Origin of the sequence: Streptomyces sp. NPDC047028, from assembly GCF_040644095.1 — a bacterium.
GTDB lineage: Bacteria > Actinomycetota > Actinomycetes > Streptomycetales > Streptomycetaceae > Streptomyces.
The window spans coordinates 118,355-136,224 of record NZ_JBEYVS010000017.1 but is presented as its reverse complement, the minus strand read 5'-3'; the positions used below and the strand labels follow the sequence as shown (position 1 = coordinate 136,224).

At 72.9% G+C, this 17,870-nt stretch carries 15 protein-coding genes and 2 tRNA genes; 13 read left to right on the top strand and 4 right to left on the bottom strand.

Translation table 11 applies throughout. The features are described from left to right. The first annotated feature begins 250 nt into the window (after positions 1-250). The 6 genes from ABZ854_RS17535 (at position 251) to ABZ854_RS17510 (ending at position 6,010) form a co-directional block, all read left to right on the top strand. A complete protein-coding gene (locus tag ABZ854_RS17535) occupies positions 251-562 on the top strand; it encodes a hypothetical protein (protein ID WP_361211085.1) in 312 nt (103 codons plus the stop codon). A 188-nt stretch (positions 563-750) separates the two neighbouring features. Then, on the top strand, positions 751-1,830 hold the full coding sequence (locus tag ABZ854_RS17530) for an OB-fold domain-containing protein (RefSeq protein ID WP_361211082.1): 1,080 nt from the start codon (positions 751-753) through the stop codon (positions 1,828-1,830). 71 nt (positions 1,831-1,901) lie between these two features. Continuing rightward, positions 1,902-2,309 carry a MaoC/PaaZ C-terminal domain-containing protein gene (locus tag ABZ854_RS17525; protein WP_361211079.1) on the top strand — a complete coding sequence of 136 codons (408 nt, stop codon included), beginning with the start codon at positions 1,902-1,904 and terminating at the stop codon, positions 2,307-2,309. Beyond that, positions 2,306-3,475 (top strand): lipid-transfer protein, encoded by a 1,170-nt coding sequence (locus tag ABZ854_RS17520; protein WP_361211076.1) that lies wholly within the window; start codon positions 2,306-2,308, stop codon positions 3,473-3,475. Before ABZ854_RS17525 ends, ABZ854_RS17520 begins: the two co-directional genes overlap by 4 nt. A gap of 178 nt (positions 3,476-3,653) precedes the next feature. After that, positions 3,654-4,214 (top strand): SigE family RNA polymerase sigma factor, encoded by a 561-nt coding sequence (locus ABZ854_RS17515; protein WP_129308132.1) that lies wholly within the window; start codon positions 3,654-3,656, stop codon positions 4,212-4,214. 119 nt (positions 4,215-4,333) lie between these two features. Then, positions 4,334-6,010: a long-chain fatty acid--CoA ligase gene (locus tag ABZ854_RS17510; RefSeq protein ID WP_361211073.1), complete on the top strand. Its 1,677-nt coding sequence runs from the start codon at positions 4,334-4,336 to the stop codon at positions 6,008-6,010. A 330-nt stretch (positions 6,011-6,340) separates the two neighbouring features. On the opposite strand, the gene ABZ854_RS17505 is transcribed toward ABZ854_RS17510, so the two are convergent. Continuing rightward, positions 6,341-7,618: an MFS transporter gene (locus ABZ854_RS17505; RefSeq protein ID WP_361211070.1), complete on the bottom strand. Its 1,278-nt coding sequence runs from the start codon at positions 7,616-7,618 to the stop codon at positions 6,341-6,343. Positions 7,619-7,747: 129 nt separating this feature from the next. Between ABZ854_RS17505 and ABZ854_RS17500 the strand changes: the two genes are divergently transcribed. After that, positions 7,748-8,329, top strand: coding sequence for a TetR family transcriptional regulator (locus ABZ854_RS17500; protein ID WP_361211067.1), 582 nt, complete (start codon positions 7,748-7,750; stop codon positions 8,327-8,329). Positions 8,330-8,368: 39 nt separating this feature from the next. Here ABZ854_RS17500 and ABZ854_RS17495 read toward each other — a convergent pair whose 3' ends face one another. Both ABZ854_RS17495 and ABZ854_RS17490 read right to left on the bottom strand, forming a co-directional pair. Next, positions 8,369-12,727, bottom strand: coding sequence for a PAS domain-containing protein (locus ABZ854_RS17495; RefSeq protein ID WP_361211064.1), 4,359 nt, complete (start codon positions 12,725-12,727; stop codon positions 8,369-8,371). 222 nt (positions 12,728-12,949) lie between these two features. After that, on the bottom strand, positions 12,950-13,459 hold the full coding sequence (locus ABZ854_RS17490; RefSeq protein ID WP_361211061.1) for an SSI family serine proteinase inhibitor: 510 nt from the start codon (positions 13,457-13,459) through the stop codon (positions 12,950-12,952). A 287-nt stretch (positions 13,460-13,746) separates the two neighbouring features. On the opposite strand from ABZ854_RS17490, the gene ABZ854_RS17485 reads away from it, so the two are divergent. The 3 genes from ABZ854_RS17485 to ABZ854_RS17475 all read left to right on the top strand — a co-directional run bounded on the left by ABZ854_RS17485 (position 13,747) and on the right by ABZ854_RS17475 (position 14,649). Continuing rightward, positions 13,747-13,840: transfer RNA gene (locus ABZ854_RS17485), tRNA-Ser, on the top strand. A gap of 165 nt (positions 13,841-14,005) precedes the next feature. Then, a tRNA-Arg gene (locus ABZ854_RS17480) sits at positions 14,006-14,078 on the top strand. A gap of 109 nt (positions 14,079-14,187) precedes the next feature. Further along, positions 14,188-14,649, top strand: coding sequence for a hypothetical protein (locus tag ABZ854_RS17475; RefSeq protein ID WP_361211058.1), 462 nt, complete (start codon positions 14,188-14,190; stop codon positions 14,647-14,649). Between the two features lie 86 nt (positions 14,650-14,735). Here ABZ854_RS17475 and ABZ854_RS17470 read toward each other — a convergent pair whose 3' ends face one another. Beyond that, positions 14,736-15,272, bottom strand: coding sequence for a MarR family transcriptional regulator (locus tag ABZ854_RS17470; protein ID WP_361211055.1), 537 nt, complete (start codon positions 15,270-15,272; stop codon positions 14,736-14,738). Positions 15,273-15,355: 83 nt separating this feature from the next. Here ABZ854_RS17470 and ABZ854_RS17465 point away from each other — a divergent pair, with 83 nt between their 5' ends. From ABZ854_RS17465 to ABZ854_RS17455, 3 genes are all read left to right on the top strand, one after another. Continuing rightward, a complete protein-coding gene (locus ABZ854_RS17465) occupies positions 15,356-15,745 on the top strand; it encodes an HGxxPAAW family protein (RefSeq protein ID WP_361211052.1) in 390 nt (129 codons plus the stop codon). A 58-nt stretch (positions 15,746-15,803) separates the two neighbouring features. Then, on the top strand, positions 15,804-16,754 hold the full coding sequence (locus ABZ854_RS17460; RefSeq protein WP_361211049.1) for a Bro-N domain-containing protein: 951 nt from the start codon (positions 15,804-15,806) through the stop codon (positions 16,752-16,754). A 138-nt stretch (positions 16,755-16,892) separates the two neighbouring features. Continuing rightward, the gene (locus tag ABZ854_RS17455) at positions 16,893-17,786 is read left to right on the top strand and encodes a DUF2797 domain-containing protein (protein WP_361211046.1); all 894 of its coding nucleotides are present in this window, start codon (positions 16,893-16,895) and stop codon (positions 17,784-17,786) included. The last annotated feature ends 84 nt before the right edge of the window (positions 17,787-17,870 follow it).

The following is a 17,870-nucleotide window of genomic DNA, read 5'->3' as shown; positions in this document are numbered from 1 at the left end:
GCGGCCTGGGGTTCGAGGAGGGTGAAGGTGACGATGGGGGTTTATCGACTTGTCATCACGCTTACGTGGGAATCACCCCATACGGGCTGGTTCGCCGGGGATTCGGTGGGCAACTCTGGAGGCGCGACGTCGTTCACGACAGCCCGGGCGGTCGGCCAACTGCCTTGGCGAAAGCCGTACTTCAGGTACTTCACGTACGTCACGTACTTCGGCCCTCGGGTCGCAGAGTGCTCGGTTCTGGAGGAACACCATGGCAAGCATCCGTACCGCCCGCGTCATCGCCGCCGTCTCCGCTCTCCCGCTCGCGGCCGCCCTCTTCACCGGCGTCGCGGCGGCGGACAACGGCGCCCTCGCGGACGACGGATCGAACGCCGGCGCGAGTGTCGTCGGCAGCGGGGTCGGCCACGACAACAACGGCAACTCGTCCACCACCCAGCAGAACGCCGTCGGCTCCGGCGCCACGAACCAGTCCAACACCGCCCAGGTGAACGGCTCGGCGTTCACCGCCATCCAGCAGGGCAACGACAACGTGGCCATCCACTTCACCCGCCTGTGGTGGTGAGTCCCGCCTGAGGTTCCTCGTGGGGAGGGCCTCAGGGGCGGGTGTGCTTCAGGGTCATCACGTGGCTGCGCGGCGGTGCTTCGGCGCCGTCGCGCAGCCACGTCCCGCCCACTCGCCACCTTGGCATCTCGCCGCCTTGACACCCCGCCTCATCTGACGGACAGTCAGAAACCGTCGACCGAGGGGCGGTGAGTGCGGTGGCGGCGACGGTGCCGGCGGAGCCGGACGCGCTGGGGGCGCGGCTCAAGTCGTACGAGGGGCGCGCGGCCGCCGTGACCGGAGTGGGCCTGGATCCCGTCAACGCCCCGATGATCCGGCACTGGTGCGAGGCGATGGGCGACACGAACCCGGCGTACACCGGACCGGACGCGATTGCCCCGCCCACCATGCTCCAGGCCTGGACGATGGGCGGCCTCGCGGGCCATCCGGGCCGCACCGGCGCCTACACCGAACTCCTCGCCCTCCTCGACGAATCGGGCTGCACGTCCGTGGTGGCCACCGACTGCGAGCAGGAGTACCTGCGGCCCCTGCGCCCCGGCGACCGGGTCACCTACGACGCGGTGATCGAGTCGGTGTCGGCCCGCAAGACGACGAAGCTGGGGACGGGGTACTTCGTCACCACGCGCACGGATGTCCGGGTGGTCGGCGAGGTCGTGGGCACGCACCGCTTCCGGATCCTCAAGTACGCCCCGGCAGGAGGCGGAAAGCCCACATCCGCCCACCAGGAGTCGACGGCCGCCCGCCAGGAGTCGACGGCCGCCCGCCAGGAGTCGACGGCCGCCCGCCAGGAGTCGACGGCCACCGGCCAGGAGTCGACGGCCACCGGCCAGGAGTCGGCAGCCACCGGGACGCGCGCCCCGGCCCTCCGCCCCCGCCCCGTCGTCAACCGGGACAACGCCGGGTTCTGGGACGGCGTGGCCGCGGGCCGCCTGCTGATCCAGCGCTGCACGGCCTGCGGCACCCTCCGCCACCCGTGGCTGCCGGGCTGCAACGCGTGCGGCGGCCAGGACTGGGACACGGTCGAGGCGAGCGGCGAGGGCACGGTCTACTCGTACGTCGTCATGCACCACCCGCCCTTCCCGGCCTTCGACCCGCCCTACGCCGTCGGCCTGATCGAACTCGCGGAGGGCGTGCGGATGGTGAGCAACGTGGTCGGGGTGCCGTACGACAAGGTGCGCGTCGGGATGCCGGTGCGGCTCGAATTCCGGTCGTACGACGACGAGCTGGTGCTGCCGGTGTTCCGCGCCGGCGAGGAGGCCGGGGGATGACGGCAGACCGAGGTGTGAGGGCAGGCCGCGGCATGAGGAAGGGCCGAGGTGTGAGGGCAGGCGAAGGCGGCATGAGGGCCGGGGAGGAACTGCCCCCGCTGGAGATCCCCGTCACCCGCACCCTGATCGTGGCCGGTGCCATCGCCTCCCGCGACTACCAGGACGTGCACCACGACGCCGAGCTGGCGCGGGCGAAGGGCTCCCCGGACATCTTCATGAACATCCTGACGACGAACGGCCTGGTCGGCCGCTACATCACCGATCACTTCGGTCCCACGGCGGTGCTGCGCAAGGTGGCCATCCGGCTGGGGGCGCCCAACCACCCCGGCGACACGATGGTGCTGACCGGCACGGTCGAGGAGGTCGACGGCGACACCGCGACGGTCCGGGTGACCGGCGCGAACCGCCTCGGCCACCACGTCACGGGCACCGTGACGGTCACCGTCCCGCAGCCCTTCCCCTCCGGAGGCGAAGGATGAGCGTCCGTACCCGGGACCGCCTCGGCGGCCGTGCCGCCGTCGTCGGTATCGGCGCCACCGAGTTCTCCAAAAACTCCGGCCGCAGCGAGCTGCGGCTGGCGGTGGAGGCGGTGCGGGCCGCGCTGGACGACGCGGGGCTGACGCCCGCGGACGTGGACGGCCTGGTGACGTTCACGATGGACACCAGCCCGGAGATCACCGTGGCGCAGGCCTGCGGGATGGGCGAGCTGTCCTTCTTCTCGCGCGTGCACTACGGCGGCGGAGCGGCCTGCGCGACCGTCCAGCAGGCGGCGCTCGCGGTGGCGACGGGCGTGGCGGAGGTGGTCGTCTGCTACCGCGCGTTCAACGAGCGCTCCGGCCGCCGGTTCGGCGCGGGCGTGCGCCACCGGGAGCCGTCGGCGGAGGGCGCGGCGCTCGGCTGGGCGCTGCCCTTCGGGCTGCTCACCCCGGCCTCCTGGGTGGCCATGACGGCCCAGCGCTATCTGCACGCGTACGGCCTGACCCCGGAGGCGTTCGGGCACGTGGCCGTGGTGGACCGCCGGTACGCGGCGACCAATCCGGCCGCCTACTTCCACGGCCGTCCCCTCACCCTCGACGAGCATGCCGCGTCCCGCTGGATCGTGGAGCCGCTCCGGCTGCTGGACTGCTGCCAGGAGACGGACGGCGGGCAGGCGGTCGTCGTCACCTCGCTGGAGCGGGCCCGGGACCTGCCGCGCCCGCCCGCCGTGCTCGCGGCGGCGGCGCAGGGCGCGGGCCGGGCGCAGGAGCAGATGACCAGCTTCTACCGGGACGACCTGACCGGCCTGCCCGAGATGGGCGTCGTCGCCCGCCAGCTGTGGCGCACCTCGGGGCTGGGCCCGGCCGACATCGACGTCGGCATCCTCTACGACCACTTCACACCGTTCGTGCTCATGCAGCTGGAGGAGTTCGGGTTCTGCGGCAGGGGCGAGGCGGCGGACTTCGTGGCCGGGGAGCGGCTGCCGCTGAACACGCACGGGGGACAGCTCGGGGAGGCGTACCTGCACGGCATGAACGGCATCGCGGAGGCGGTACGGCAGCTGCGCGGCACGGCGGTGAACCAGGTGCCCGGGGCCACCCGGACCCTGGTCACGGCCGGCACCGGAGTCCCCACCTCGGGCCTCGTCCTGACGGCGGACTCCCGCTGACCCCCCGTACAACCCCCGTACGGTCTCAGGGTCCTCAGGGGCGAACCCTCAGACGGAGTGCACCCGTACTCCACCTACAGGAGGTGGAGCAGGCCCTACCCCTACAACCTGAGGCGGACTCGTCTTCGGGACCTGCGACCGATCCGCGCGAGGGCGCCCCGCTCCTAGCGTGGAGCCCATGACCACACCCGTCTGCACCAGCGCCTCGGCCGCCGCCGCCGTACCGGCGAGGCAGACTCACACGTACCCCTCGTTCTCGTCCTACGTCAGGGCTCGGCAGCCGGTGCTGCTGCGCACCGCCCGGTCGCTGACCGCGAACCCGAGCGACGCCGAGGACCTGCTGCAGACCGCGCTCACGAAGACGTACGTGGCGTGGGAGCGCATCGAGGACCACCGGGCGCTCGACGGCTATGTGCGCCGCGCGCTGCTGAACACCCGGACCTCGCAGTGGCGCAAGCGCCGGGTCGACGAGTTCGCCTGCGACGAGCTGCCCGAGCCGGAGCCCGTGCCCGGCACCGGGGACCCGGCGGAGCGGCAGGCGCTGCACGACGCGATGTGGAGGGCGATCACCAAGCTGCCCGCACGCCAGCGGGCCATGGTCGTCCTGCGGTACTACGAGGACCTCAGCGAGGCCCAGACGGCCGAGGTGCTCGGCGTGTCGGTGGGCACGGTGAAGTCGGCGGTCTCCCGTGCCCTCGGCAAGCTGCGCGAGGACCCGGAACTGGGGCTCGTCCGCTGACGGCCCGGCCCCGGTACGCCTCGTTCGCCTCCGTGCACGGCCCGAGTTTCCCTGCGGCTAGTGACATACCGCGTGGTATGTGCGCAGAATCAGCGCATCCCCCTACTACCGCGTAGGCCATGCCGCTCCGGGAGGACGCCGTGCTGAGCACCATGCAGGACGTACCGCTGACCGTCACCCGCCTCCTCGTGCACGGGGTGCAGGTGCACGGACGGTCTCAGATCATCACCTGGACCGGGGAGGACGAGCCGCAGCGGCGCAGTTTCGCCGAGGCCGGCACCCGTGCGGTACAGCTCGCGGGCGCCCTCCGCGACAAACTCGGCGTCCGCGGCGACGACCGGGTCGCCACCCTCATGTGGAACAACGCCGAGCACGTCGAGGCGTACTTCGCGATCCCCGCCATGGGCGCCGTCCTGCACACGCTCAACCTGCGGCTGCCCGCCGATCAGCTCGCGTGGATCGTCAACCACGCGGCCGACAAGGTGATCATCGTCAACGGCTCGCTCATCCCGCTGCTCGCCCCGCTGCTGTCCAAGCTGCCGACGGTGGAGCACATCGTCGTCTCCGGACCCGGCGACCGCACCCCGCTGGCCGGCGGCACCGCGCGCGTGCACGAGTACGAGGACCTGATCGCCGGCCGTCCCACCACCTACGACTGGCCCGAGATCGACGAACTCCGGGCCGCCGCCATGTGCTACACCTCCGGCACGACCGGCGACCCCAAGGGCGTGGTCTACAGCCACCGCTCGATCTACCTGCACTCCATGCAGCTCAACATGACCGAGTCGATGGGCCTGACCGACCAGGACGTCTCCCTCGTCGTGGTCCCGCAGTTCCACGTGAACGCCTGGGGCCTGCCGCACGCCGCCTTCATGACCGGCATCAACATGCTGATGCCGGACCGGTTCCTGCAGCCCGCCCCGCTCGCCGAGATGATCGAGCGGGTGCGCCCGACCCACGCCGCCGCCGTGCCCACCATCTGGCAGGGCCTGCTCGCAGAGCTGACCGCCCGCCCCCGCGAGGTCTCCTCCCTCGCCCAGGTGACCATCGGCGGCGCCGCCTGTCCGCCCTCCCTCATGGAGGCCTTCGACGCGCTCGGCATGCGGGTCTGCCACGCCTGGGGCATGACGGAGACCTCCCCGCTCGGCACGGTGGCGCGTCCGCCGGCCCACGCGGTCGGCACCGACGAGGAGTTCGCCTACCGCCTCACCCAGGGCCGCTTCCCGGCCGGCGTCGAGGCCCGCCTCACCGGCCCCGGCGGCGAACGGCTGCCCTGGGACGGCGAGTCGGCGGGCGAGCTGGAGGTGCGCGGCCCCTGGATCGCGGGCGCCTACTACAACGGCCCCGACGCCGAACCCCTGCGCCCCGCCGACAAGTTCAGCGAGGACGGCTGGCTGAAGACCGGCGACGTCGGCATCATCTCCCCCGAGGGCTTCCTCACCCTCACCGACCGCGCCAAGGACGTCATCAAGTCCGGCGGCGAGTGGATCTCCTCGGTCGAGCTGGAGAACGCGCTGATGGCCCACCCGGACGTGGCCGAGGCCGCCGTGGTGGCCGTACCGGACGAGAAGTGGGGCGAGCGACCGCTGGCCACGGTGGTTCTGCGCGAGGGCGCGAACTCCGACTTCCAGGCCCTGCGCGCTTTCCTCACCGAGGAGGGGCACATCGCCAGGTGGCAGCTCCCCGAGCGCTGGACGGTCATCGAGTCGGTGCCGAAGACGAGCGTCGGCAAGTTCGACAAGAAGGTGCTGCGCAGGCGGTACGCGGAGGGCACGCTGGACGTCACCCAGCTGTGAGGCCCCGATGGTGAGGCCCTGGCGACGGGGGTGAGGTCCCGGTCCGGGCGGTGAGGTCCCGGTCCGGGGTGGTGAGGCTCCGGTCCGGGGTGGTGAGGCTCCGGTCCGGGGTGGTGAGGTCCTGGCTCCGGAGGTGCGGTCTCGGTCCCGGGCGGTGAGGCTCCGGCGCCGGGCGGTGAGGTCCCGGTCCCCGCTCTAAGGCCCCGGCCTCGGCGATGAGGTCCCGGCCCCGGCGGTGAGGCTGACCGGCCGACCGGCTCCCCTCACCGCCGTACGGGCGCCGACGGCCCTCACCGCCGTACAGGTGCCGACGGCCTCACGGGGGGCTTCTTACCGCCCGGGACGGGGAAAAGTACCGGGCCGGGTGCCAGTGGTCAGCCATCCCAGCAGCAGCCAGGCTCCCGCCACCGTGCAGACGCCGGACCAGCCCCAGTGGGCGTAGGCCGGGCCGGTGAGGGCCGAGGCGAGGGCGCCGCCCGCGAAACTCGCCACCACGTAGGCGGTGTTGGCGGTGGCGGGCGCGGCGGTGGTGGTCAGGGCGAGGGTCTGGTTGGCGACGTGGGAGGCGACCAGGGCCGCGTGGATCGCGACGGCGCCCGCGAACAGCGCGGCGAGCACGTGCCCGCCGAGCCAGAACAGCGGGACGCAGACGGCGGCGAGGAGATAGGCGGACCGGACGACCTTGGCGGCGCCGAACCGGTCCACCAGCCCGCCGGCCAGCGGGGCCACCGCGCTCGCCGCCAGCCCGAACAGGCCGAACAGCCCGGCCGTGGCGGTCGACAGGCCGTACTCCGGACCGGTCAGGAGCAGCGCGAGGGAGGTCCACAGGGCGCTCCAGGCGCCGTACATCCCGGCCTGCCGTACGCACGCCCGCCACAGGTCGGGCGAGCTGCGGACGACTCCGGGCAGCGAGGTCAGCCCGGCGAAGAGACCGCCGGTGCGGCGCGGCCGGTCCTCCCGGGGCAGGGCCCAGGCGGTCGCGAGCCCCAGTACGGCCGTCAGCGCGGCCGCCCCGACGAACACCACACGCCAGCCGTACGCCTGCCCGATGAGCCCCCCGAGCACCCGGGCGGCCACGATGCCGGTGAACAGTCCGGCGATGAGGGCGGCGACGTGGCGGGCCCGGCGGTCGGCGGGGGCGCGGGCCGCGACGAGCGGGACGAGCAACTGCGGTACGACGGTGGCGGCGGACGCCACCAGGACGGCGGCGGCGAGGACGGCGGTCCCGTTCGCGGTGGCCGCCGCGGCCAGCGCGGCCGCGGCGAGCAGCGAGAGGCCGCCCACCAGGCGGCGCCGGTCGACGGTGTCGCCGAGCGGGGCGAAGAACAGCAGACCGGCCGCGTAGCCGAACTGGGCGACGGAGGCGATCCAGGCCACGCCCGAAGGCGTCCCGCCGAAGCTGTGCGCGATCAGGGGGAGCAGCGGGGCGGCGAGGTAGATGTTCGCGGCGGTGACGGCGGTGCAGACCGCGATGAGAGGGAGGAGGTAGGCGGGGACCGCGGACCGGGCGGGGGCCGCGGACCGGGTGGTGGCCGTGGCGGCGGTGGTGCCGGTGGCGGTGGCCTCGCCGGCGGTGTCGGCGGCTGTGGCGCTGGTGGCTGACGGCATGAGTGGACGGACCCTTCGAGCCGGCTTCAAGTGATAACCAACTGGTTGGTTGGTGCAGGAACAGTCTGCGGCGGACCGGCATTCCGTGTCAACCAAACAGTTGGTTACCTGGGCCGCTACCCTGTCTCCATGGCAGCAGTGAGGGATCCCGAGGCCACCAGGGCCCGGATTTTCGAGGCAGCGGTCGCCGAGTTCGCACAGCACGGCGTCGCCGGAGCCCGCATCGACCGCATCGCGGCCGCGGCCAAGGCCAACAAGCAGCTCATCTACGCCTACTTCGGCAACAAGGCCGAGCTGTTCAGCCAGGTCGTCGGCCGCTGCATGGTGGACCTCGCCGCCGCCGTCCCGGTCGACCCCGACGACATCGACGGCTGGGTCGACAGGCTGCTCGACTACCACGCCACCCACCCCGAGCTGCTCCGCCTGCTGTTCTGGGAGGGCATCGAGTACGGCACCGCCGAGCTGCCCGACGAACCCGTCCGGCAGGACCACTACGCCCGCAAGGTCGCCGCGATCGCCGACGGCCAGGCCAGGGGCGTGGTCACCGACGCGTTCCCGCCCGGCGACCTGGTCTTCCTGCTGATCGCGCTCGTCAACTGGTCGATCGTCGTCCCGCAGATGCGGCGCATCCTGACGGGCGACGAGGACACCGACCGCGCCCGCCTGCGGGCGTCGATCAAGGAAGCGGCCCGCAGGCTGACGGCCCGGTAGGGACGCCTACGGATTCCGCCGGCTGGATTGCCGGGCGCGTCAGTTGGTGCCGACGCGGGCCAGCAGGTCGACGATGCGGTCCTGCACCTCCGGGCTGGTGGAGCGTTCGGCGAGGAACAGCACCGTCTCGCCCGAGGCCAGCCGGGGCAGGTCGGCCTGGTCGACGGCGGCCGTGTAGACGACCAGCGGGGTGCGGTTGAGCTGCCCGTTAGCCCGCAGCCAGTCCAGGATCCCGGCCTGCCGGCGGTGCACCCGCATCAGGTCCATCACGACCAGGTTCGGGCGGAACTGCCCCGCCAGCGTCACCGCGTCGTTGTCGTTCGCGGCCCGCGCCACCTGCATCCCGCGCCGCTCCAGCGTGGACGTCAGCGCCAGCGCGATCTCCGCGTGCTCCTCGATGAGCAGGACGCGCGGCGGGTGCTGCTCGCTGTCGCGCGGCGCCAGCGCCTTCAGCAGGACGGCGGGATCGGCGCCGTACGCCGCCTCGCGCGTCGCCTGCCCCAGCCCGGCCGTGACCAGCACCGGCACCTCGGCCGCGACCGCGGCCTGCCGCAGGGACTGCAGCGCGGTGCGGGTGATCGGCCCGGTCAGCGGGTCGACGAACAGCGCGGCGGGGAAGGCCGCGATCTGCGCGTCCACCTCCTCGCGCGAGTGCACGATGACGGGCCGGTAGCCGCGGTCGCTCAGCGCCTGCTGCGTCGTGACGTCGGGCGCCGGCCAGACCAGCAGCCGGCGCGGGTTGTCCAGCGGCTCCGGGGGCAGCTCGTCGTCCATCGGCTGCGGACGCGGTGTGTCCGCGACCTCCACCGCGCCCCCGGGACCGTCCAGCGGTTCGGGTCCCTCGGCGGCGTCGGCGTCCGGTGCGCCTATGGCGTACGACCGTCCGGCCCCCTCGGTGACGGGCGCCAGCCGCGACTGCCCGGCGAGGGACGCCTGCGCGGCGGGCTGCGCGGGCGCTGCCGGGCGGGCCGCGGGCTGCTCGCCCTGTGCCTGTTCCTGGGGTTCGGGCCGCGCGGCCGGGTCGGGCGGCGTGCCCAGTTTGCGGCGGCGTCCGGAGCCACCGGGGGCGTGCGGGGGCGGTGTCGCGGTCGGCAACTGGACCTGGGCCGCCTGCCGGGAGAACGGCACGCCCTGCCCGAGCGTACGGACGCTGATCGCTTGGCCCTGCGTCGAGTTGGGGTCGGCGGCGGTGGTCGTGCCGGTGCCCGTGGTCGTGCCGTCGGCGGGCGACGGCTGCCCGGCGGCCGGTCGCGCGGTGGCGTGCTCCGGCGGGAGGGGGGTGCCTCCGGGGGTGCCGGTGCCGGTGGCCGGGGTGGAGCCGGCCTGCGGCGCCGCCTGACCGGCCTCGGCGGGGAGGGGCTGGGCGGCGGGGGTTCCGGCGGCGGGGGTGGAGGGGGCAGGTGCGGGGTGGCCGGGGGGCGCCTGAGCGGGGATCGGCTGGGCCGGCGGAAGGGCCGGGCCGTTGGTGCCCTGTTCCTGTGCCTGCGTCTGTGTTTGCGCCGGACCCTGCGACTGTGCCTGGGGTGCGAGGGGTGCCGACTGGGCGGGGATGCCCTGCCCGGCCGTACCGTGCCCGGCCGTACCGTGCGCCGGGGTACCCGTCGCGGCCGGAGCCGGCTGGGCCATGGCCCGACGGCGCCTGCCCGTCGGCGCGCTGGTGGGATGCGGCTGCGGCGGGGTGTGGTCGGCGGACTGGTCCAGCGGTACGGCGTCGTGCCGGCCGGTGTCACCCGGAACAGGAGCGGAAGCAGGGCCGGAAGCGGATACCCCGGCCCCGAAGGGACCTGCCGGTGCCTGCGCCTGACCGGGCAGCTGCACCTGGCCGGGCACCGGTGCGTGACCGTGCGCCTGGGCCTGGCCCGGCACCAGCGGCTGGGCCGCCGTCGTCTGCGTCTGCTGCCCGGGAACGGCGGCCGTGCCCGCTCCGGAGACCGGAGCCGCGCCCGGAGCGAGAGCGACCGCGCCGGGCCCCGGAGCGACGGCCGGCGCCGCTGCCGAGGACACGGACTCGGGTGAACGGTCGGCCTCGGCGGGGGGCAGGGCGAAGACCGTACGGGCCCCGGGCTCGGCGCCTTGGCCCGCGCCCGCCTCCTGTGCGGCGGCACGTTCCGCCGCGGCGGCCAGCGCGCGCCGGCGCCGGCCGGTCGGCTGGGCGCCCTCCGCCGAAACGGGCTCGGCACTCGAGCCGGGAGTCTGCTCGGCACCCGTTCCCCCAGGGGCCGCGGGCAGGGCGGGCGGCAGGGCGGCCTGGGGCGCGCCCGAGCCGTGCCGGGCGCGGCGCCCGTTCGGGACGGGGACGCCCTGCGGCGGTACGGCGGCCCCGAGCCCCGTGCCCACCGCGGCGGCACCGGCCGCGTACTCGGCCGCCGTCACCACGGCGCCCTCGGCGACGGCGTCGCCACCTTGGGAGCCGCCGTCGCCACTCTCGATCTCGGCCGCGTGCCCACGCCGCCGCCCGGTGGCACCGGAAGGACCGCCCTCGGCACTCTCGTCGGACACAGGGGTGCCCTGCTCGCCCGCCGCGTACTCGGCCGCACGCCGCCGCCGTCGCCCGGTCGGTGCGGGCGCGTCCGCGTCGGCCCCCGGCTCACCTGAACCGCCGGCGGCGCCCTCGCTCTCCAGGAAGGCGTCCGTGGAGGCCCGCCGGGCCCGCCGCCGCCCCCCGGAACCGGAACCGGACGTGTGGTCGGCGGCAGCCGCGCCGGTGTCCCCGGCCGACTGCCCGGCGACCGCGCCGGCCCCGCCGCCGATCGGCACCTCCAGGACGTACGCGCTGCCGCTCATGCCGGGCACCTCGTGCGTCTGCAGGACACCGCCGTGGGCGCGCACGATCCCGCGCACGATCGGCTCGTGCACCGGGTCTCCGCCGGCGTACGGCCCGCGCACCTCGATGCGTACGACCTCGCCGCGCTGCGCCGCCGCGACGACCACGGTGTTGTCCATGTAACCGCCCGTCGACACGGGCGCGTTGCCGGTCGCGTCGACGCCCGCGACGTCGGCGACGAGGTGCGCGAGCGCGGTCGCGAGCCGCCCGGCGTCGACCTCGGCCTCAATGGGCGGCGCGTGCACGGCGAACTGGATCCGGCCGGGCCCGATCAGCTCGACGGCCCCGTCGACACCGGCGGTGACGACGGCGTCCAGCATCACCTTCGTACGGGTGATGTCCTCGGCGCCGGTGTCGAGCCGCTGGTAGCCGAGGACGTTGTCGATGAGGGTGGTGATGCGGGAGTAGCCGGCCGAGAGGTGGTGCAGCACCTGGTTGGCCTCGGGCCACAGCTGCCCGGCGTCGTCGGCGGCGAGGGCCGCCAGCTCGCGGCGCAGCTCGTCCAGCGGGCCGCGCAGCGACTGCCCGAGCAGGGTCAGCAGCTGCTCGTGCCGACCGGCGAGGGCCTCGTACCGGTCCTTCTCCCGCTCGCCGAGCGCGGCGTACCGCTCCTCGCCGGCCGCCAGCTCCTCCTCGTGCTTCGCGCGCAGTTCCCCGATCTCGGTGACGTGCTCCTGGCGCAGCGCGGTGAGGTCGGCGGCGTGCTCCTCGGAGAGCCGCTCCAGTTCCTCGGCGTGCGCCCGCTCCAGGGCGGTCTTCTCCTCGGCGAGGCTGTCGTACGGCCGCCGGTCGGTGAAGGTCATCACGGCGCCGACGAGCTGGTCGCCGTCCCGCACGGGCGCGGTGGTCAGGTCGACTGAGACCTTCTTGCCGCCCTTGGACCACAGCACCTGCCCGCGCACGCGGTGCTTGCGCCCCGAGCGCAGGGTGTCGGCGAGGGGCGACTCCTCGTACGGGAACGGGGTGCCGTCGGCACGGGAGTGCAGCACGAGGGCGTGCAGCTCCTTGCCGCCCAGCTCGCCGGCCCGGTAGCCCAGTATCTGGGCGGCGGCCGGGTTGACGAGCACGACCTGACCGTCCGTGTCCGTTCCTACGACACCCTCGGCGGCGGCCCGCAGGATCATCTCGGTCTGCCGCTGCGAGCGGGCCAGCTCGGCCTCGGTGTCGACGGTGCCGGAGAGGTCACGGACGACGAGCATCAGCAGCTCGTCGCCGGTGTAGCCGTAACCGTCGTACGCCTGCTGGCCGTTCTCCAGATTCGCGCTTGTGACCTCGACCGGGAACTCGGCACCGTCGGTGCGCCGGGCGATCATCCGGGTCGGCTTGGTCCGGCCGCGCGGGTCCATGTGGTCGGGCAGCCGCATGGAACCGGGGATCAGCTTGGAGTCGAACTGGGGCAGCAGATCGAGCAGCCCGCGCCCGACGAGGGCCGTGCCGGGTGCCTCGAAGGCCTCCAGGGCGATGGTGTTGGCGTTGACGACGGTGCCGTTGGCGTTGACCAGGACCAACGCGTCGGGCAGCGCGTCGAGTATGGCTGCGAGGCGAGCAGCGCCTCGGGATGGCCTGCTGCTCACGAGACGCTTCCTCCCTGTTACCGCACCTTGCCGACCGCTTGGGCCATCTTGCCAACCTGCCCGCGGCGTGTCACGCGAGGGAGTCTAAGGGCTCGGGTTGCGCTCGCGACGCCGGATGAGAGGGAGGTCGCACGAGGAAGTGAAGGCGAACATGTGACCGTATGGTCGACATCGCCCCACCCACCTACCCGGCCCGGCCCGGTTCCGGGCCGCCCGGCGCCCCTACACCCGGCCTTTCGTCTCCCCTGTCGTCGTCATCGCGGGCAGCAGCGGCACCATCCGGTCCCAGCGCCCGATCTCGCAGCCGTTGCTGCGGTCGTAGACGGCGTCGACGGGCCGTCCCGCCCAGGTGCCGGTGACGTGGGCGGTGGCCGGGCCGCCGTAGATCATGGTGCAGGTGCTGCCCGGCGCCACCGGGGCGAAGGTGTCCCGCCCCCACCGGGTCTTCCCGTCCAGCATCCGGCAGGCCCCCGCCGGGTTCGGGTGGCGCCCGCCGTCGGGATGACAGGACAGCTCGTACGACCCGTCCCGCCCGGGCCCGGCATGCCGGACGACGACGGTGAGCCGGTCACCGCTGCCGTGCCGCGGCGGCCTGTGAAGCCCGGCGGCCCCGGACGGGGAGGGAGCGGCGGCGGCGCTGGAACCGACCCCGGCGAGGGGCACGGCGGCGACGGCGGCGGCGAGAACCGGACCCAGGACCCGGCCTCGCGCGATCGAGATGACGAACACCATGGCCTGCCCAACGCCCGAGCAGCCGGTACGTTGCGCCCACGCCCCTCGCGTACCGCCGCCCGAGGCCGATCACAGCGCTCACAGCTCTCGCAGCGGGTCACAGCGCTCGCAGCCGATCACGGCCGATGAACAGGCACCCCCCGGGCCCCCGCCGCCCCGCCGCACCGGGGAACGCCTTTGCCCTGCGGCCCGACTGCCTAGTACCGTGGGGGGCGATTGGTGGCACCCCGCTCGACTGTGTCATCATCTGCACGCACCACTCGCGCGCTCGCGTGAGCGGTTGTGCTGGAGGCGTCGCCTAGTCCGGTCTATGGCGCCGCACTGCTAATGCGGTTTGGGGCTTACCCCCCATCGAGGGTTCAAATCCCTCCGCCTCCGCCACCACCCGAAGCCCCGGCCCTCACCGCCGGGGTTTCGCCGTTTCCGCAGGTCACAAGGGGTACGCGGAACGGATTTCACATGGCGGCGGCAGTCATGTAATGTTCTTCCTGTCGCCGCGAGCGGGCCGCAAGGACCGGGAGCCGGAGACGAAAACTAAAAAAACAAGCACTCGTAGCTTAACGGATAGAGCATCTGACTACGGATCAGAAGGTTGCAGGTTCGAATCCTGCCGAGTGCACATGGAAGAAGGCCCCGGAGAGATCCGGGGCCTTCGGCGTTTCAGGGTCGTATCGCAGCTGAGCACAGCAACGGCCGGTGGGCGCGAAGTGCCGCTGTAGCGTGACCGCGTGCGTCGACCGAGGTTCACACCCGCGCGCCGACGGCGGGACCGGCGGCTGGCTCGCCGGGTGCCGGCGAAGTCGGGGCGGCGTCGGGCGTCGAGCGTCACGGTCGCGGGGGCTGATGTGGTCCTGGTCGGCTACTTCTCGGCGAAGCAGAAGGACTTCGACACGGTGATGGCGTCGGCGGCCGGTGAGGTGGCCGGGCTCGGCGGTCGGGTCGTGGAGCGGATGGTGCAGCGACGGGGCGTCTCGGACGGCGGGGTCCAGAAGATGGGGCTGCCCTACTCCTCGCGGACACTGCTGAGCCACGGAAAGATCCGTGAGGTGATCCAGGCCTGCGACCGGACCGACGCCGACGTAGTGGTCTTCGTCGCCTCTCTGACCGGACACCAGCGGTGCGTGCTGACAGCGACGCTGGGCCGCCCGGCCGTGAGTCTCTCCGACATCCTCCCTGAGCCCTCCTCGTAGTCCCGAGGTCGGCGCCGATCCAGACGGCTGGTGGGACGGAGCCCGGGGCTGACCGGCAGGGTGTGGCCGGCCGAGGTCTGCGTCGTTCAGCACTCCTCGTCCGGGTCGTTGCGGTTGAGCTTCTCCAGGTACTCGTGGGCCAGGTCGGTGGCACGCGTGAACCAGCTGGTGATGACCGACAGTTCCTCGGCGGAGTAGTCCGCGAACAGGGCCGTCAGGCGTTTGTAGTGGCCCGCGTACATGGCCTCGATGCGGGTGATGGCCGCCGGTACGGCCGCCACGCGGACCCGGCGGCGGTCGCTGGGGTCCGGGTGGCGGGTGATGTAGCCGGCGCGTTCGAGCCGGTTGAGGATGCCGGTCACCGCGCCGGTCGTGACATGGGCTCGGGCTGCGAGATCACCGGCCGTGAGCAGCCCACTGCCACCGTCCGCGTCGCCCGGTTCGGCTCCGGGCCGGGCGGCCTCGCGTGCCTCCAGGACGAAGGCGAAACAGGTGAGGTCGGTGACGGTCAGGCCTAGTCGGCGGGCCAGTTCCTGCTGGCCGATCAGGTGCGCGGCGATGAGCTGGTCCATCGCCGACAGCGCCTGCGCCGGGGTTGCGGGCGGTCGGTGGCGGCCGTGCATGGGTGAAATCCCTTAGCTGGTGAGAGGTTTTAGTGATAAATTTCTTAGTCCGTGAGGGAAATCGCTCCCTGGGAGGCGGCTGGATGAGTGCGCATCTGTACGACGAGGGTCACACAATCGCAGGCTGGACCGGCTTCGGCATCGCGACCGCGGGAACCGGGCTGGTGGGCCTGGGCATCTGTACGACGTCCCTGCCCGTCGTCGCCGGTGGCCTGGTGGTCCTCGCCCTGAGTCTCCTCACCACCTGGTTCCTCCACCTGGCCGGCTGGGGCAAACCCCCGGGTGGCCGCCCTCGGGACCAGTGGAGCCTCCGAGTCAGGGACTCCGCGGCCCGGGCGGGTCACCCCGGCTGTGTGGGCTGCCGGTTGGCGGGCCGAGGGCGTCTGCGTACGGACGGACAGACGGCCGCGATCGCAACCGCGGCCGACGAACCGGTTGTTGGTGAATCGATCCCTCTGTCTTCTTTCGAGTGAATGTGCCCTTTGTGGACGTGAGTTGGTGATCAGGCCCCTAGCTTCCGGGGCGGAGGTGATGCTCGATGTACGAGCAGAACAACACGCCGTCGGGAGAAGCGACGGCACGGACGCAGGACGCGATCGACATCAACGACTTCGTTTTCGCGGCCACGGGCGCGCGGGTGCGGAGGCTGCGCTGCCGGGTGGGGAGCACTGGTTCCCGGCGGCGGACGTGGCCCTGCAACTGGGCTACGCAAACACGCGGCAAGCGCTCCTGTGGCACGTTGCACCGGATTGCACCAAGCGGCTCAGCGAGATTGCACAGGGCGTCTGTCCACTAGACGCCTTGCGCAAACTTGCAGGTCACAGGCTTCAGAAGTCGTTGAAGATGGTCAATCTGCAGGGGCTGATCGCTCTCGTCAACGGGTGCACCAAGCCGGAGTGCGAACCCTTTAAGGCGTGGGTGTGTGAGGTCATCTCCACCCTCCAGCGCGACGGCTCCTACGCCCTCGAACCCGCCCCCGTGCAACCCGCCCCCACCGGCGGCACCGCCTACCTCATGCCCCAGCAGGTGGCCGACGCCATCGTCCGGCTGGAGGAGCGGAACATCCGGGCGGACGAGGCGCTGGCGGTGGCGCAGGGCGCGCGGGCCGAGGAGATGCGCCGTACCAACGACGTTCTCGGCCGCATCGCCGACACGCTCGACATCATCGCGGACCGTCTCCAGCCACCCGACCCCCGGCCCCGGTCCGGCCCCGCAGAGCACCCGACGATCACTCCGCAGCAGCTGCTGGCCACCTGGAAGTCGCGGAACCTCGTCGTCACCGACGATGTGCACGCCGTGGCCGCCTACCTCGCGCCCGCGCTGGTGCGGGGCCCGGCCCGGTGCCGGCTGGAGGACGTCGCGAGCCGTACCGGGCTCACCCTGGACCGGGTGCACGACTGCGTGCGCATGCTGATCAAGCGGGGTTGTATGCGGCAGGTGGGCAGCGAGGGGGACGGCGTGCCGGTGTACGTGCTGCCGTAAGCGGTCGTAGGACCTGGAGGACACCGTGGGGAAGGCCCGAAGCCGCAAACCAAAGTTGCGGCTTCGGGCCTTCTCGTACCGTACCGGGTCCGGCGGGCGGAAGGGCGTTGTCAGTGGGGAGTTCTACCCTCGCGAGTGATGGCACAGGTATGGAGCTGTACGGGGATCCGCTGGGCGGTGGACGGGCCCGCGCTGCGCTGGAGCGGGGGGCGGTGCAGTGAGCTGGGGTGGGGGCAGCGGGTCGGGTTCGGGGTGGTCGAGGGGAGCGTGCGGCGGTGTAAGGGGGCTCGGGGGCATGCGTGTGCGGGGCGGGCCGTGGTGGGCGGGCGGAGTACGGGGGGACGGTGCGAGGAGTGTGCTCGGCTGGACCGGGCGCACTCCGTGGCCGCCGACACCTTCGCCGACGATCCGCGGCCGTACCGGGTGTACCTCGCGTGGTTCGGTCCCGGCCTCCTCAAGGTCGGCATCACCGCCGTAGAGCGCGGCTCGGCCCGGCTGCTGGAGCAGGGCGCCGTCTGTTTCACCTGGCTCGGCACCGGTCCCCTGATGGCCGCCCGGCGCACCGAGGAACTGCTGCGCGCCGCCCTGCGGGTGCCGGACCGGATCCCGTACGCCGAGAAGCGGGCCGTACGGTTCCGGTTGCCGGACACGGAGGAGGAACGCGCCGCCGAGGTGCGGGACTTGCACGCGCGGGCTGTCGTACTGGAGGGGTGGCCCGAGTCGTTGCAGCGGGCCGAGTGCCGACCTGTTGATCACGTGGAGGCTTTCGGGCTCGGGCGAAGAGGTGATCGCGTGGCCTTCGGCGACGTCGTCGAGCTGCGGCCCGGAGGGTTCCTCAGCGCTGAGCTGGCCGGGGCCGCCGGGCCCGACCTGCATCTCGCCGTGGAGGGACACCGCGGGCTCGTCGTCCTCGACACCCGGTTGATGAGCGGCTGGGAGCTGGTGCCCCTCGCCCCGGAGACGGGATCCGGGCTCACCTTCCCGGTGCGGGCGTTCGAGAACACGGGCGGGGCCCAGGACGGCCTCTTTTGACGGGCCCGTTCCCAGGTGTTCCCTGAGAGACTCCTGTGCGTTTCTCAGGGAAATCACAGACAGGTGCAAGTCTGTTCTCAGAGG

Coding starts and splice junctions, on each gene's coding strand:
- ABZ854_RS17535 (WP_361211085.1), top strand. CDS start 251: ATGGCAAGCATCCGTACCGCCCGCGTCATCGCCGCCGTCTCCGCTCTC.
- ABZ854_RS17525 (WP_361211079.1), top strand. CDS start 1,902: ATGAGGGCCGGGGAGGAACTGCCCCCGCTGGAGATCCCCGTCACCCGC.
- ABZ854_RS17520 (WP_361211076.1), top strand. CDS start 2,306: ATGAGCGTCCGTACCCGGGACCGCCTCGGCGGCCGTGCCGCCGTCGTC.
- ABZ854_RS17515 (WP_129308132.1), top strand. CDS start 3,654: ATGACCACACCCGTCTGCACCAGCGCCTCGGCCGCCGCCGCCGTACCG.
- ABZ854_RS17510 (WP_361211073.1), top strand. CDS start 4,334: ATGCCGCTCCGGGAGGACGCCGTGCTGAGCACCATGCAGGACGTACCG.
- ABZ854_RS17505 (WP_361211070.1), bottom strand. CDS start 7,618: ATGCCGTCAGCCACCAGCGCCACAGCCGCCGACACCGCCGGCGAGGCC.
- ABZ854_RS17500 (WP_361211067.1), top strand. CDS start 7,748: ATGGCAGCAGTGAGGGATCCCGAGGCCACCAGGGCCCGGATTTTCGAG.
- ABZ854_RS17490 (WP_361211061.1), bottom strand. CDS start 13,459: ATGGTGTTCGTCATCTCGATCGCGCGAGGCCGGGTCCTGGGTCCGGTT.
- ABZ854_RS17470 (WP_361211055.1), bottom strand. CDS start 15,272: ATGCACGGCCGCCACCGACCGCCCGCAACCCCGGCGCAGGCGCTGTCG.
- ABZ854_RS17465 (WP_361211052.1), top strand. CDS start 15,356: ATGAGTGCGCATCTGTACGACGAGGGTCACACAATCGCAGGCTGGACC.
- ABZ854_RS17460 (WP_361211049.1), top strand. CDS start 15,804: ATGCTCGATGTACGAGCAGAACAACACGCCGTCGGGAGAAGCGACGGC.
- ABZ854_RS17455 (WP_361211046.1), top strand. CDS start 16,893: ATGGCACAGGTATGGAGCTGTACGGGGATCCGCTGGGCGGTGGACGGG.